Source organism: Intestinibacter sp. (assembly GCF_034113885.1).
Classification (GTDB): Bacteria; Bacillota; Clostridia; order Peptostreptococcales; family Peptostreptococcaceae; genus Intestinibacter.
Genome location: NZ_JAXEWM010000146.1, coordinates 49,056 through 61,897, shown reverse-complemented (window position 1 = coordinate 61,897; position 12,842 = coordinate 49,056). Strand labels below are relative to the sequence as shown.

16 protein-coding genes are annotated in these 12,842 nt (G+C 30.4%); 14 read left to right on the top strand and 2 right to left on the bottom strand.

The window, feature by feature from the left end; genetic code table 11:
- Both SPD90_RS09170 and SPD90_RS09165 read right to left on the bottom strand, forming a co-directional pair.
- On the bottom strand, positions 1 to 936 hold a 936-nt coding region (locus tag SPD90_RS09170), incomplete at its 3' end, for a DMT family transporter (protein WP_320925020.1).
- Between the two features lie 27 nt (positions 937 to 963).
- Positions 964 to 2,229, bottom strand: coding sequence for a nucleotidyltransferase (locus SPD90_RS09165; RefSeq protein WP_320925019.1), 1,266 nt, complete (start codon positions 2,227 to 2,229; stop codon positions 964 to 966).
- A 398-nt stretch (positions 2,230 to 2,627) separates the two neighbouring features.
- Here SPD90_RS09165 and SPD90_RS09160 point away from each other — a divergent pair, with 398 nt between their 5' ends.
- The 14 genes from SPD90_RS09160 to SPD90_RS09095 all read left to right on the top strand — a co-directional run bounded on the left by SPD90_RS09160 (position 2,628) and on the right by SPD90_RS09095 (position 12,794).
- Positions 2,628 to 3,824: an acetate/propionate family kinase gene (locus tag SPD90_RS09160; protein WP_320925018.1), complete on the top strand. Its 1,197-nt coding sequence runs from the start codon at positions 2,628 to 2,630 to the stop codon at positions 3,822 to 3,824.
- Between the two features lie 199 nt (positions 3,825 to 4,023).
- Positions 4,024 to 4,554, top strand: coding sequence for a YceD family protein (locus SPD90_RS09155; RefSeq protein WP_320925017.1), 531 nt, complete (start codon positions 4,024 to 4,026; stop codon positions 4,552 to 4,554).
- Positions 4,555 to 4,567: 13 nt separating this feature from the next.
- Complete coding sequence (gene rpmF / locus SPD90_RS09150) at positions 4,568 to 4,744, top strand: 50S ribosomal protein L32 (RefSeq protein ID WP_290685579.1); 177 nt, start codon at positions 4,568 to 4,570, stop codon at positions 4,742 to 4,744.
- Positions 4,745 to 4,941: 197 nt separating this feature from the next.
- Complete coding sequence (gene plsX, locus SPD90_RS09145; RefSeq protein ID WP_320925016.1) at positions 4,942 to 5,988, top strand: phosphate acyltransferase PlsX; 1,047 nt, start codon at positions 4,942 to 4,944, stop codon at positions 5,986 to 5,988.
- Positions 5,989 to 6,012: 24 nt separating this feature from the next.
- Positions 6,013 to 6,927, top strand: coding sequence for a CobW family GTP-binding protein (locus SPD90_RS09140; protein ID WP_320623781.1), 915 nt, complete (start codon positions 6,013 to 6,015; stop codon positions 6,925 to 6,927).
- A 101-nt stretch (positions 6,928 to 7,028) separates the two neighbouring features.
- Complete coding sequence (gene spoIIIAA / locus SPD90_RS09135) at positions 7,029 to 7,994, top strand: stage III sporulation protein AA (RefSeq protein ID WP_320623780.1); 966 nt, start codon at positions 7,029 to 7,031, stop codon at positions 7,992 to 7,994.
- Complete coding sequence (locus SPD90_RS09130; RefSeq protein WP_320623779.1) at positions 7,984 to 8,505, top strand: stage III sporulation protein AB; 522 nt, start codon at positions 7,984 to 7,986, stop codon at positions 8,503 to 8,505. The genes spoIIIAA and SPD90_RS09130 overlap by 11 nt, the downstream gene beginning before the upstream one ends.
- Before the next feature lie 11 nt (positions 8,506 to 8,516).
- Positions 8,517 to 8,714 carry a stage III sporulation protein AC gene (gene spoIIIAC, locus SPD90_RS09125; protein WP_320623778.1) on the top strand — a complete coding sequence of 66 codons (198 nt, stop codon included), beginning with the start codon at positions 8,517 to 8,519 and terminating at the stop codon, positions 8,712 to 8,714.
- A gap of 35 nt (positions 8,715 to 8,749) precedes the next feature.
- Positions 8,750 to 9,127: a stage III sporulation protein AD gene (gene spoIIIAD, locus SPD90_RS09120; protein ID WP_320623783.1), complete on the top strand. Its 378-nt coding sequence runs from the start codon at positions 8,750 to 8,752 to the stop codon at positions 9,125 to 9,127.
- Positions 9,128 to 9,137: 10 nt separating this feature from the next.
- Complete coding sequence (gene spoIIIAE, locus SPD90_RS09115; RefSeq protein ID WP_320925015.1) at positions 9,138 to 10,328, top strand: stage III sporulation protein AE; 1,191 nt, start codon at positions 9,138 to 9,140, stop codon at positions 10,326 to 10,328.
- Positions 10,329 to 10,403: 75 nt separating this feature from the next.
- Positions 10,404 to 10,892, top strand: a complete 489-nt coding sequence (locus tag SPD90_RS09110) for a stage III sporulation protein AF (protein WP_320625813.1) — start codon at positions 10,404 to 10,406, stop codon at positions 10,890 to 10,892.
- A 14-nt stretch (positions 10,893 to 10,906) separates the two neighbouring features.
- Entirely contained in the window at positions 10,907 to 11,473 is a 567-nt protein-coding gene (locus SPD90_RS09105) for a stage III sporulation protein AG (RefSeq protein ID WP_320625812.1), read from the top strand.
- Positions 11,474 to 11,503: 30 nt separating this feature from the next.
- Positions 11,504 to 12,181, top strand: a complete 678-nt coding sequence (locus tag SPD90_RS09100; RefSeq protein ID WP_320625811.1) for a SpoIIIAH-like family protein — start codon at positions 11,504 to 11,506, stop codon at positions 12,179 to 12,181.
- 127 nt (positions 12,182 to 12,308) lie between these two features.
- On the top strand, positions 12,309 to 12,794 hold the full coding sequence (locus tag SPD90_RS09095; RefSeq protein WP_320625810.1) for an Asp23/Gls24 family envelope stress response protein: 486 nt from the start codon (positions 12,309 to 12,311) through the stop codon (positions 12,792 to 12,794).
- The last annotated feature ends 48 nt before the right edge of the window (positions 12,795 to 12,842 follow it).

Sequence of the window (12,842 nt, the reverse complement as noted above, 5' to 3'; positions counted from 1 at the left end):
TTTATTTATAGACAATATAATTACCATGGCGATTATCATAGCTGTACCTAAAAAATCCATAAATCCAAATGCTAGATTTAATAAAAATATAGAGAATACAGCAGATGATACAGGTTCTACTGTCGAAAATAAACTAGTCTTAGTAGGTCCTATCAATTTTGTACTTATAACGTATATGCTAAAGGGAATAATTGTACCAAATATTATTACTATTATTATTACAGCTATAGTGTATATATCAAAGGTTCCACTTATATCGAATATAGGTTTTATAAAGCTGAATGCTACACCTCCGATTAACATTCCCCAACCAGTAACGCATATATTGCTGAACCTGTTTAGCAAGTTACCAGGTTTGACTGTATAATATGCAAGGCAAAACGCGGCTGTTATTGCCCAAAATAAGGCTTTTCCAGAGATAACTAGACTATTTATATCCATATGAGTTACTAAAACAAATACGCCTAACAGAGAAAGTATCAAGGCAAATAATTCTATAAATGAAGGCAGTGATTTATTTTTTAATGATTGGTAAATCAGTATAATAGCAGGTCCTAAATACTGTATAACAGTCGCTGTAGCGGCATTTGAGTATTTTATAGCTACAAAATAACTATATTGGACCCCGAACATACCTAAAATGCCGAATAAAACCAAATCCTTAGTGTGCTTTTTAGATTTAAAAACTTTAAATATTTCGTTTTTTTCCTTTATATAGGCTATAGATAATAGTATCACTCCAGAAGATATAAGCCTAACGCATACTACCCATTCAGGCGTAAGGTTTCTCTGTTGAAATAGAAATTGGGCGCATATACCAGATAATCCCCATAATGTTCCAGCGATTAGTGCGAATAAGGTTCCTTTTATAGTGTTGTTTTTAGATGTAGTTTTTGAAGAACTCGATAGATCTTCAATTGCAGTGTTGTTTTCCATTGTTTTCCTCCCAGTCGTAAATTTGTATTATTTTATGTATTTTGGAGAGGTCATGTAATCCATAGGCCCCTTCAACATAGAAATATTATTTTTATAGTATATTAAATTGTACATATTAGTGGCTTTAATATCGTAGTTTATCAAAGTTTTGAAGTTATCTCTATCAATATGTTTTATTTTTGAAAATTTTGTGATAACCTCAATATCAGAATTATTTTTTATTTGTTTAAGTATTTCGCAGCCTTTATCGTTGAAGGCTAGAACTCTCAAGTAAGGTATACTATTTAAATCCTTAGTTTTCAGGATGTCTTCTTTTTTTATCCCAAGCATGATATTATTCAGCGTTCTAGAAATTTTAGTCATAGTATATCGCTTAGATTTTACTTCATTTTGGAGCTCTTCAAAATTTGTGCATTTAAATAAAGAATTATAAATTTTATTTTCAATACCCTCATTTACTTCGAAATAATCAGTTAAATTGTCTTTATCCCTTATGATAATAGAATATAGTATTTGGTAAAAGTCGTCTCCAAAAACGGGATTAAATCCATTTTCTAGAATATTGTTTATCATGTCATAAGTTGGCTTTGGAATAGTATAATTTATAGCATTTAAATCTCTATTATTTTTTAAAGCATTTCTAATTGCAGATGCAGAGCATATCGAATTATCTATATTTAAACTATTGTAGCCAGCGTTAATTCTATTTATTGTATACGGTTTAATTGAGCTATTTAGCTTTAATATGCTCTTTATGTACTCGATTCCAAGTATATTATTTGGAGAATTTAATATCTCTGTCAAATTTTCTTCTGAAGTATTGTACAGTTTATTTTCGTTTATATAATCAAATAAGGCAGATGATCTAGCTTTTGGAAAAGGGAAACCTTCATTTAAGTAGTTTTTAAGGGCGTCTTTAAATTTTAATGGTTCTTCTATTAAGATTTTTGATATTAAGTACAGTATTTCCACATCGCCTATTTCACTTCCAAAACATACAGAATTTACACAGTTTAGGGAATTAAGTAAAGTTATCCCTCCATGTGCAAAAATTTCTGCACTCTGGCATGCGTATAGCGTAGGCAATTCTACAACTAGGTCGACTCCATTTTTTACAGCCATTTCAGCTCGAGTAAATTTATCTAAAAGAGCAGGTGTACCTCTCTGCATAAAATTTCCGCTCATCACAGCTATTGTATGAGTTGCACCGGTGATTTTTTTTGATTCATTTAAATGGTATAAATGACCATTGTGAAATGGATTGTATTCCACTATTAAACCAAGTAAATTCATAAAATTTTCTCCTTTTTTATATAATATGATTATTATTTTAATTAATTGGAATAATAATTCAAGGGCTATTAAATAGATATTGAAAAATTCTTTAAAATATATAAATAAAATATCGATAAATTGTATTTTTTTTAACCAATAATGCAATAAATATATTATAATTATATATGAGACGATAAGTAAATGAATATGTTTTTTTATTCAAAATAGTATGTACTTTTTTTGAAAAAAATGATATATTAATTTAGGAATTTTAATTGTCTGAATTTATTAGAAAATAAAAAGTCTATATTAATTTAATAATCTCTATTAATTAAGGCTTTTTTATGTAGTATAATAAAATAGAAGTCATTAAGGCTTAATACATATTATTCATTAAATATTAAGGAGGTTTACTAATGAAAATATTAGTTTTAAACTGTGGTAGTTCTTCATTAAAATATCAATTAATCGATATGGAAAATGAAGCAGTATTATGTAAAGGATTAGTTGAAAGAATAGGTATAGAAGGTTCTATACTTACTCAAAAAAAAGACGGTGTAGAAGGTAAATACGTTAAAGAACAACCTATGAAAGATCATCAAGATGCTATAAAATTAGTTCTTGAAGGTGTTTTAGATCCAACTTACGGTGGAGTTAAAGAAATGGATGAAATAAACGCTGTAGGACACAGAGTTGTACACGGTGGAGAAAAATTCGCATCTTCAGTTGTAATAACTGATGAAGTTATAGAAGCTATAAAATCTTGCAACGATTTAGCTCCTCTTCACAACCCAGCAAACTTAATGGGTATAGATGCTATAAAAGCAGTACTTCCAGGGGTTCCAAATGTTGCTGTATTTGATACTGCATTCCATCAAACAATGCCAGCTTCTTCATACTTATATGGTCTTCCATACAGACTATATGAACAATACGGTGTAAGAAGATACGGATTCCACGGAACTTCTCACAAATATGTATCTCAAAGAGCTGCTGCTATGCTAGGAAAAGACATAGCTGACTTAAAAATAATAACTTGCCACTTAGGAAACGGAGCTTCTATAGCTGCTGTAGATGGTGGAAAAGTTGTAGATACTACAATGGGACTTACTCCACTTGAAGGTTTAATAATGGGAACTAGATGTGGTGACATAGATCCAGCTATATTACCTTTCATAATGAAAAAAGAAGGCTTAGATGCTGATGGTATAGATAAATTAATGAATAAAGAATCTGGTGTATACGGAATGACTGGTATATCTTCTGACTTCAGAGATATCGGTGAAGCTGCAGAAAAAGGTGATGCTAAAGCTGTAAACGCATTAGCTGCTTACCACAAAAAAGTTAAAAAATATATAGGTGCTTATGCTGCTGAAATGAACGGTGTAGATGCTATAGTATTTACTGCTGGTTTAGGTGAAAATGGTATAGACAACAGATTAGAAATCGCTTCTGGCTTAGAAGTATTAGGTGTTAAAATGGACGCTGAAGCTAACAAAGTAAGAGGAGAAGAAAGAGTTATATCTGCTGCTGATTCTAAAGTTAAAGTATTATTAATACCAACTAACGAAGAATTAATGATAGCTAGAGATACATTAGAATTAGTTAAATAATTATAGTTATATAATTTGTTAAATTTGATTATAATATAAATATTTAAGGTAGGCTTAGACCTACCTTAAATTGTGTATATGAGATATAGATATCTTTTATACCTAAACAAAATAGTATTATAAGTATCAAGTAAAAATACTTGACAAACATTAATCCTATTTGTATAATAAATTTGGTAATAATGTTGAGGTGAAAAATATGATAATTAGTCTTAATGAGTTAAATAAAAGAGAAACTGGTAAAATAGACTTGAATTTTTCGCAAAAAATTGATACTATTAGTTATTGTGATAACAAATACAAATTAGCTTCACCCGTGAATCTAGTTGGTAAAATTTCTAAAAATGCAAAGGATGAAATTCATCTAGTTGCAGATGTGGATTTTACAATAATAGATAGTTGTTCTAGATGTCTAGAACCGGTGGAAGTGCCAATAAGTTATACAATTGATGGTTTCTTAGTTAGTGAAGGCTTTGACGAAGATGACTTTGAAGATTACGATGCTTTTATTGTAGAAACTGATGAAGTAGATTTAATTAAAGTAATAGAGCAGACTTTAGACTTTAACTTACCTCATAAGGTTCTTTGTAAAGAGGACTGTAAGGGTCTTTGTCCAGGATGCGGAGCTAATTTAAACAAAGAAACTTGCTCATGTAGCGAAACTGCAAGTGACGAGGATGATATAGATCCACGTTTTGCTAAATTAAAAGATTTGTTCAAAAATGATTAAGGAGGTGGCTTAAATGGCAGTACCTAAACGTAAAACAGCTAAATCAAAAACTAAAATGAGAAGAGCGGCTAATTCAAAAATGACAGTTAAAGGATTCGTAGAATGCCCACAATGTCATGAACCAAAATTACCACATAGAGTTTGTCCTTCTTGCGGACACTACAATGGTAAAGAAATCGTAGCTGAATAGTGATATAAAAAAACATGTAGTTTAGACTACATGTTTTTTTTTACTTAAATATAAGTTATAATATAATAGATAGTTTTAAATTTTGAATGAATAAAAGGGGAGTTAACTCATACTCCTCTAAATTTATTTGAGGATAGTTATATAAAATAAAAAATGGAAATACTATAAATTAATAATTTATAAAGAGGAGGAAATAAATGAAAATAGTAATAGATGCAATGGGTGGAGATAATGCTCCTAAATCTACAATAGAAGGCGCTGTTTTAGCTATAAATGAATACGGTGTAGATGTCATTTTGACAGGGGATAAGGACATAATAGAAAAGGAATTGGAGTCAAAAACTTACGATAAAAGTAAACTAGAAATAGTACATACGACTGAAGTTATCGAAAACGAAGATAAACCAGTACAAGCAGTCAGACGTAAAAAGGATTCTTCAATGGTTGTAGGATTGAAATTAGTAAAAGATAAAAAAGCTGATGCAATAGTTTCTGCTGGGAATACAGGAGCTCTTTTAGCGGGAGGATTATTCGTAGTTGGAAGAATAAAGGGAATCGATAGACCTTGCCTATGTCCAGGACTTCCAAATGTAAAAGGAGGAATAACACTTCTTGCAGACGGTGGTGCTAATGCCGACTGTAAACCTAAAAACTTAGTACAATTTGCCTTCATGAGTGATATATACTTAAGAAAGGTCTTAAATATCGAAAATCCTAGAATAGGTCTTGCTAATATAGGTGTAGAAGAAGGAAAGGGAAATGACCTCATGAAAAATTCTTTCTACGAGCTTAAAGAACTAGATTTAAACTTTGTAGGAAATGTAGAAGCTAGAGATGTCATAAATTCAGTATGCGACGCTATAGTATGTGATGGATTTACAGGAAATATACTTCTAAAGACATGTGAAGGTGTTGCTATGGGACTTATGGGACTTATGAAGGAAAGATTTATGTCTTCTTTCAAAGGTAAAATGGGAGCTTTAATGCTAAAAGATGATTTCAAAGCTATAAAATCTATGATGGACTATACTGAATACGGTGGAGCACCGCTTCTAGGAGTAAAAGGTGGAGTTATAAAGGCTCATGGAAGCTCTGATGGATTTGCTATTAAAAATGCAGTCAACCAAGCTATAAAATTTGCAGGTGGAAATGTAGTTGAAGATATAGAAAAGGTATTAAAGGAATTAGAAGAAAAAGAAAGCACTAAAAAAGATGCAGAAGAACAAGCTGATACAGATAAATAGATAGAGCTTCAAAGAAATTAAAAAATGACTAAAAATACTAGAGTAAATATTATATCTGGCTTCTTAGGCTCTGGAAAGACTACATTTATAAAAAAATACTTAGATCAAGCTAAAAACCTAGGCAAGGTTGTAATCCTAGAAAATGAATTCGGCGAGGTCTCTATAGATTCAGACACTTTAAATAGCGAAGAGATAAATATATATGAAATTAACGCTGGATGTATATGCTGTAGCCTTTTAATTGATTTTAAAGCTGGTTTAGAGTATATATTGAAAAAATTCAATCCCGATACTTTATTTATAGAGCCATCAGGTGTAGCAAAGGTCAGTGATATAGCAAAGATACTAGAAGACTTTGAAGGTATTGAATTAGACAAGATAATAACTATAGTAAATGCATTTACCTTCGATATGTATATAAAAGCATTTGGAGAACACTATAAAGATCAAATAGTAAATGCCGATATAATTTATTTGACTAGAGTTGAAAGACTCGAGAAAATAAGAAAAAATGGTCTAGATAAATTGATAAATGATTTAAAATTATTAAATTCAAAAGCTTTGATAGTAGATAAAAGCTTAGATCAATTAAACATAAATGATATTATTTATGAAAATCCAAAACATGATAATAATAGCCAGACAGTAGGCGAAAATAATTTAGATTTATCTAGCTATACATTTAATGTAGATAGAATTTATTTAAAAGAGCATTTAAATAGTTTACTAGACGAATTTATAAATTTTTCAAAATACGGATTAATAATAAGGTCAAAGGGCATAGTAAATGATACTGAAGGTAAATATCTAAAGTTCGATTATGTAGATGGAGAAATGCAAATACAAAAGCTTACAGATGCATCAAAAACAGGTATAGTCGTAATAGGACAAAATTTAAATCAAAAAAGAATACACGATTTATTCGAAAATCTCTCTTAATTACAGGAGAGATTTTTTTATGCAAATTTATAGGAATATAAGAGTAATAATTTTTTGATTAAATAAATATATATTTATAAACAAGTAAGGAGGATGCAATCATGAAGCTTTCTGATGAAATTATAAATTCACTTTCGATTAATCTTAGAAAAAAGATAAACAATATAAAAGACAGCTCTGTAAATATTGAAGAGATAAGACTTAGAATAAACAAACCGATGATAATAAATGGAGATAGTAAGGATTATTTCTACGATAATATAAATAATTGTCTTGATTTAAATATTAAGAACCCGTATATAGTCACAAAGGAGGATATAGAAGAGACGTTTCAGCTAATATGTAGGTATTCTGTACATTCGTTTATGGATGACATAAAAAAAGGATTTATAACACTTAGAGGAGGTCATAGAATCGGCATCGTGGGCAAGGTGATAATAGAAAATGGACAAGTAAAAAATATTAAGCATATTTCTTCACTCAATATAAGGGTATCTAGAGAAATTAAGGGATGCTCGAAAAAAGTACTGCCACATGTAATAAAAAATAAAAATCAGATAAACAACACAATAATTATTTCGCCACCACAATGCGGAAAGACGACTCTCTTAAGAGACATAGTCAGAAATATCAGCACAGGGAATAAGAGCTATGGGTTTAATGGTGTAAAAGTAGCTTTGATAGACGAGAGAAATGAAATAGGGGGATCGTATCTAGGTGCGCCTCAGCTAGATGTAGGTATTAGAACAGATATTTTAGAAACTTGTCCAAAGGATTTAGGAATAATGATGGTTTTGAGGTCGATGTCACCTGATGTAATAGTTACAGATGAAATAGGCGATGAAAAGGAAATAAAGGCGTTGTACACAGCTTTAAATGGTGGTGTAAGCTTAATAACCACAGTACATGGAGATTCAATTGAGGATGTAAGAAACAGAAGAGAGTTAAAAAAACTACTAGACGGAGATCTATTTAAAAAGGTCGTCATACTATCCTCTAAAAGAGGTCCAGGTACAGTAGAAAAAATTTACGATTTACAAGAAAAGAGATGGTATTTTGCAGATTAAAATATTTTTAGTAGGAATGTTAATAGGCTGTAGCTATCTACTTGGAGAGGAAATTTCTAAAAGGTATATCAAAAGAAATAGACAGCTAAACGATTTAATTAGGATCTTGGAGATAATCAGAATGGATTTATCGTTTGGAATGTACACCTTAGAGGAAATTTTTAGAAATATATCCTTGAAGGATGAATACGACTTTAAAGAATTTTTTTCATCATTTGCAGATTCGCTTTTAAAAGAGGATGGAAAGAGGATAGAAGATATTTTAGAGGAGAATATAGATATTTTATACAGGAATACATATTTAAGGAAAAATGAAATTGAGGAATTAAGAAAGCTTATTTTATCCCTTGGAAAAAGTGAATTAGAGTCTCAAGAAAGACTGATAGATTTGACAGTTGAAAATCTAAAAAAATTAACAGTAGAGAGCAAGGATGATATAAAAAATAAGGGAAATCTCTATAAGAAATTGATAGTATTCAGTGGGATATGTATAGGGATAATTTTGATTTAGGAGATGATTATATGGATATAGCTTTGATATTTAAGGTGGCAGGTGTTGGCATTTTGATATCGGTTTTAAATATGATTTTGGGCAAGGTAGACAGGAGCGACTGGGCGACGCTTACTACATTGGCAGGTGTGATAATAGTTTTAGGCCTTGTAATAGGAGAGATAAGTGAATTATTCAATACAGTTAGAACAATGTTTAGATTGTATTGATGGATAAATAAAATGGAGGTGGTATTTTGGAGATAATGCAAATAATTGGAATTGCCATAATATCGACTGTACTCTGTTTAGTTTTAAAAAAGGATAGACCAGAATTTGCAAATTTTATAGCTATAACTGCAGGAGTTGTAATACTTTTATCGGTTGTTTTGAAGTTGAATTTTATAGTAGAGGAGATAAATAGTTTGGCAGAGAGGGCGAATATTCCCTCTATGTATATATCTCTAATTATAAAATTAATAGGAATAGCTTATATAATGGAGTTTGCAGTGTCTCTTTGCAAGGATTGCGGTGAAAATAATATAGCCTCTAAGTTGGAGTTTGGTGGAAAGATAATAATTATGAGTATGTCTTTTCCAATACTTTTATCAATAATAGATGTAATAATTGGAATTATACCTTAGGAGAAAAATTATGAAAAATAAATTAAAAACAATTTTATTAGCTTTATTTTTTGTAATCTGCATAACTGGCATATGCTTTGCAAATCAAAATCAGGAGGATTTGAACTCAGAAGAGTACGAGGTATCCGAAGAAACGGCAGAAAATTATATAGACAGTCAATTAAATAAAATAAATATAAATCAGCTTGAACAGTATATAAAAGGAAATGATATTTTTAAGGATTTAGATTTAAAGGTATTTGTAAAGGATCTAATAAACGGAGATGCGAAAATTTCCGATTTAATAAACATAGAAAATCTAAAAAGCTCAATTCTAGCACAATTAAGTACAAGTCTAAAGGTAATTATAATGATAATAGTTCTAGCGTTATTATCCTCGATTTTAAAAAGCCTTGAAAATTCTTTTTCATCAGGGAGTGTCACGAAGGTAGTAAATTACATAATATTTATAACTATGGTAACTCTGGTTTTAATAAATTTTAAGGAGGTTTTAGAAATTTCATATAAGACAGTCGACAGTGTAATAGGAATTGTAAATGTATTAGCACCTATATTGTTGTCGCTTATAGCTATAGGAGGTCTAGTTGTGACATCTAGCACGATGTCTCCAGTATTTATAGGTGGAATATCTATAATAAACGTAATTTTTAAAAAGATAATTTTTACATTGATAACTCTAGGGTTTTGCGTTTTAGTAGTAGACAATTTATCCGAAAATATAAAATTAAAAAAATTTGCAGATTTACTCAAAAAGGCAAATGTAGTTATTGTTGGGCTGTTATTTACTATATATTTGGGACTTATATCGATACAGGGATTATATGTAACATCCTTTGATAAATTTACAGTTAAAAGCGCCAAGTTTGCCGTTGGAAGCTTTATACCTGTTATAGGAAATTTTATCTCGGATTCAGTCGATATACTGCTATCTTCATCTATTTTGATAAAAAATGTATTCGGGGTTGTAGGACTTGTACTGTTAATAGGTGTTTGCTTAATTCCTATGGTAAAAATATTTACGATAATTTTAGTATATAAAATAGGCGCTGCATTAGTAGAGCCGATAGGAGAGGAGAATATATCGTCGTTTATGGATGAAGCTTCTAAGCTTATGACAGTGCTCTTAGTATCTGTTTTAGCGATACTTGTAATGTTTTTCGTGACAGTCGGAGTTTTGACTTCGATTAGCATTGTTTCATAGATATTTAAATTTTTGCATTGGGAGGTGGAAGCTATTAAGAGCTGGATAATTTGCGTTTTGATAGGGGCTTTTATCGTGAACATAGTAGATATGATACTTCCGAAGAGTAAATTAAAGCCATATATAAATTTAGTATCCAATTTTATATTTGTATTTATTGTAATATCTCCAATAGCAGCTTTTTTTTCAGAAGAAAACTCGCTAGAGGATAAAATTTTAAAATCTATGACAGATTACAATCAAAAATATATCGAAAGCAATGCAGAAATTTTACAGGGAAGCCAAAGCCTAGATTTAAACAAAGAGTACGAGAACAATTTAAAGAGCGTAATCCAGTTGAAGCTAGATGAATACGGATATGAGCTTGAAGATATAGATTTGAATGGAACAGATATAGAGAGCTTGAAGCTAAAAGAAAAAACAGATCAAGATAAAGGTTCAAATCAAAATGATGGAAAGGAAGTTTTTGAGAATAAAACAGAAAGGGATTTAGATAAGGGAAGGTTAAAAGACGATTTGATAAAAATCTTAGAAGTATCGATTGATAAAATTGAAATTGATTGATAGGAGAGAAACTGATGTTTAAAAAACTAGATTTAAATGAAAAAGAAAAGAAAAAATTGATAACTTTGTTATCACTAGGTTTAGTGTGTTTGATTAGCTTAGTTTTGATTAATTTTCTTCAAAATAGAAATAATACAAACCAACAAAGTGTAAATACCGAGGTTCAAGATAATGAGCAATTGGAAACAAAAGAGACTGAAAGTGAAAGAGAGGATTTAGAATCAAGGCTTACCGATATTTTAAAAGAAATAAATGGCTCTGGAGATGTATCTGTAATGATAACCTACGACAACAGCGAGGAGATAGAGCCTGCCTACAATTCAAACTCTACAAAGGAAACTACATCAGAAACTGATTCTTCAGGCGGTGAGAGAACAGTTGAGACATCGAGTGAAAATAAGACTATGGTGACATCTGATTCCTCAAAGCCTATAGTAATAAAAACAAAGGAGGCTAAAATAAAAGGAGTGATAGTAGTAGCAAGTGGCGCAAGTAATCCACAGGTCAAGGAGACATTGTACGAAGCTGTCCAAACAGCACTTCAAATATCAGGACATCAGGTTCAAGTATATGCTAAATAGATAAATTAATATATAAAATGGAGGGATTTCATGAAATTTAATTATAAAAACAGGGGATTTGTAGTAGTTTCGCTGAGTATGATGCTAGTTGCAGTTGGGGTAGTCAATTATCAGCTCAGCAAAGATTCTGCTTTAAGCGTTTCAGATGAATTTAAAGCATATGAACAGGCTCAGATAGATAAGAATTCATCTGAAGATGATACAGTTGTAGATAGCATCGAGGGGAAGATCACAGTTGGAGATAAAGACGATAAAGATACAGCTGAGGCCAGCAATGAAAACAGCGAAGTGGAAAATATAGCTAAAGAAACTAGCAAGGAGATAGAAAATACTTTGAGCTCAAAGGAAAATATAGATAGCTCCACATATATAGTAGACATGAAGATGACTAGAGAAAAACAAAGAAATGAACTTACAGAGAGATTAAACGAAATAATAAATAATCCATCTACAACAGATGAGGCAAAAGTAGAAGCGTCAAATATGAAGGTACAAATGGTAAAAAATTCAGATAAAGAATTGCAGCTTGAAAATTTACTCTTAGCTAAAGGTTATAAAGATGCAATTGTCTACATAAATGAAGGAAAAGTAAACGTAGTAGTAAATATGGAGGAAATAACACAAAATGATGCAAATAAAATATTTGAATTAATAGGATCACAAGAAAATATAGATAGAGAAAATATTAAGCTTACAAATAATAGATAAATATTAAATTTTAGAATAAATCGGCACAATTAGGTTTATAATAAAATTAAGTCTTATTTCTTGCAAATTATATAAGTATTTGATATTATATAATAAATAATAGCCTAAAAATAGGGGGTAGTGTGTCATGGAAAATAACAATTTAGGACAAGTTAAAATATCAAATGAAGTCATAGTAACAATTGCTGGATTGGCAGCTTTAGAGGTTGAAAATGTAGAAACAATAACTACAATAACTGATAAACTACTTAAAAATAACGGTGTAAAAATTCAAATAGAAGACGAACAAATAGTTCTAGACATATATGTTAACATAGAATTTGGAGAATCTATACCAGATACAGCTTTCAAAATACAAGAAAATGTTAAAAATACAGTAGAAACAATGACTGGTTTAGAAGTATCAACTGTAAACGTACATGTTCAAGGAGTTACTTTCTATAAAGAAAAAGCAGAAAAAGAAGAAGCAAAAGCTCAAAAGAAAGAAGAAGCTAGATTAGCTAAGGCTGCTAAAAAGGAAGAAGCTAGATTAGCTAAAGAAGCTAAAAAAGCTGCTAAAGAAGCAGAACAAAACGGTGAAAGTGAAGACGAAGAAATAACAATAGCAGAGTAAGAAATAAAATTAAAACCCTCTGAAAATCAGGGGGTTTTTTTAATGCAT

Excerpts from the sequence above, each read along its gene's own strand:
- SPD90_RS09165 (WP_320925019.1), bottom strand. The coding sequence starts at position 2,229 with ATGAATTTACTTGGTTTAATAGTGGAATACAATCCATTTCACAATGGT.
- SPD90_RS09160 (WP_320925018.1), top strand. The coding sequence starts at position 2,628 with ATGAAAATATTAGTTTTAAACTGTGGTAGTTCTTCATTAAAATATCAA.
- SPD90_RS09155 (WP_320925017.1), top strand. The coding sequence starts at position 4,024 with ATGATAATTAGTCTTAATGAGTTAAATAAAAGAGAAACTGGTAAAATA.
- rpmF (WP_290685579.1), top strand. The coding sequence starts at position 4,568 with ATGGCAGTACCTAAACGTAAAACAGCTAAATCAAAAACTAAAATGAGA.
- plsX (WP_320925016.1), top strand. The coding sequence starts at position 4,942 with ATGAAAATAGTAATAGATGCAATGGGTGGAGATAATGCTCCTAAATCT.
- SPD90_RS09140 (WP_320623781.1), top strand. The coding sequence starts at position 6,013 with ATGACTAAAAATACTAGAGTAAATATTATATCTGGCTTCTTAGGCTCT.
- spoIIIAA (WP_320623780.1), top strand. The coding sequence starts at position 7,029 with ATGAAGCTTTCTGATGAAATTATAAATTCACTTTCGATTAATCTTAGA.
- spoIIIAC (WP_320623778.1), top strand. The coding sequence starts at position 8,517 with ATGGATATAGCTTTGATATTTAAGGTGGCAGGTGTTGGCATTTTGATA.
- spoIIIAD (WP_320623783.1), top strand. The coding sequence starts at position 8,750 with ATGCAAATAATTGGAATTGCCATAATATCGACTGTACTCTGTTTAGTT.
- spoIIIAE (WP_320925015.1), top strand. The coding sequence starts at position 9,138 with ATGAAAAATAAATTAAAAACAATTTTATTAGCTTTATTTTTTGTAATC.
- SPD90_RS09105 (WP_320625812.1), top strand. The coding sequence starts at position 10,907 with ATGTTTAAAAAACTAGATTTAAATGAAAAAGAAAAGAAAAAATTGATA.
- SPD90_RS09100 (WP_320625811.1), top strand. The coding sequence starts at position 11,504 with ATGAAATTTAATTATAAAAACAGGGGATTTGTAGTAGTTTCGCTGAGT.
- SPD90_RS09095 (WP_320625810.1), top strand. The coding sequence starts at position 12,309 with ATGGAAAATAACAATTTAGGACAAGTTAAAATATCAAATGAAGTCATA.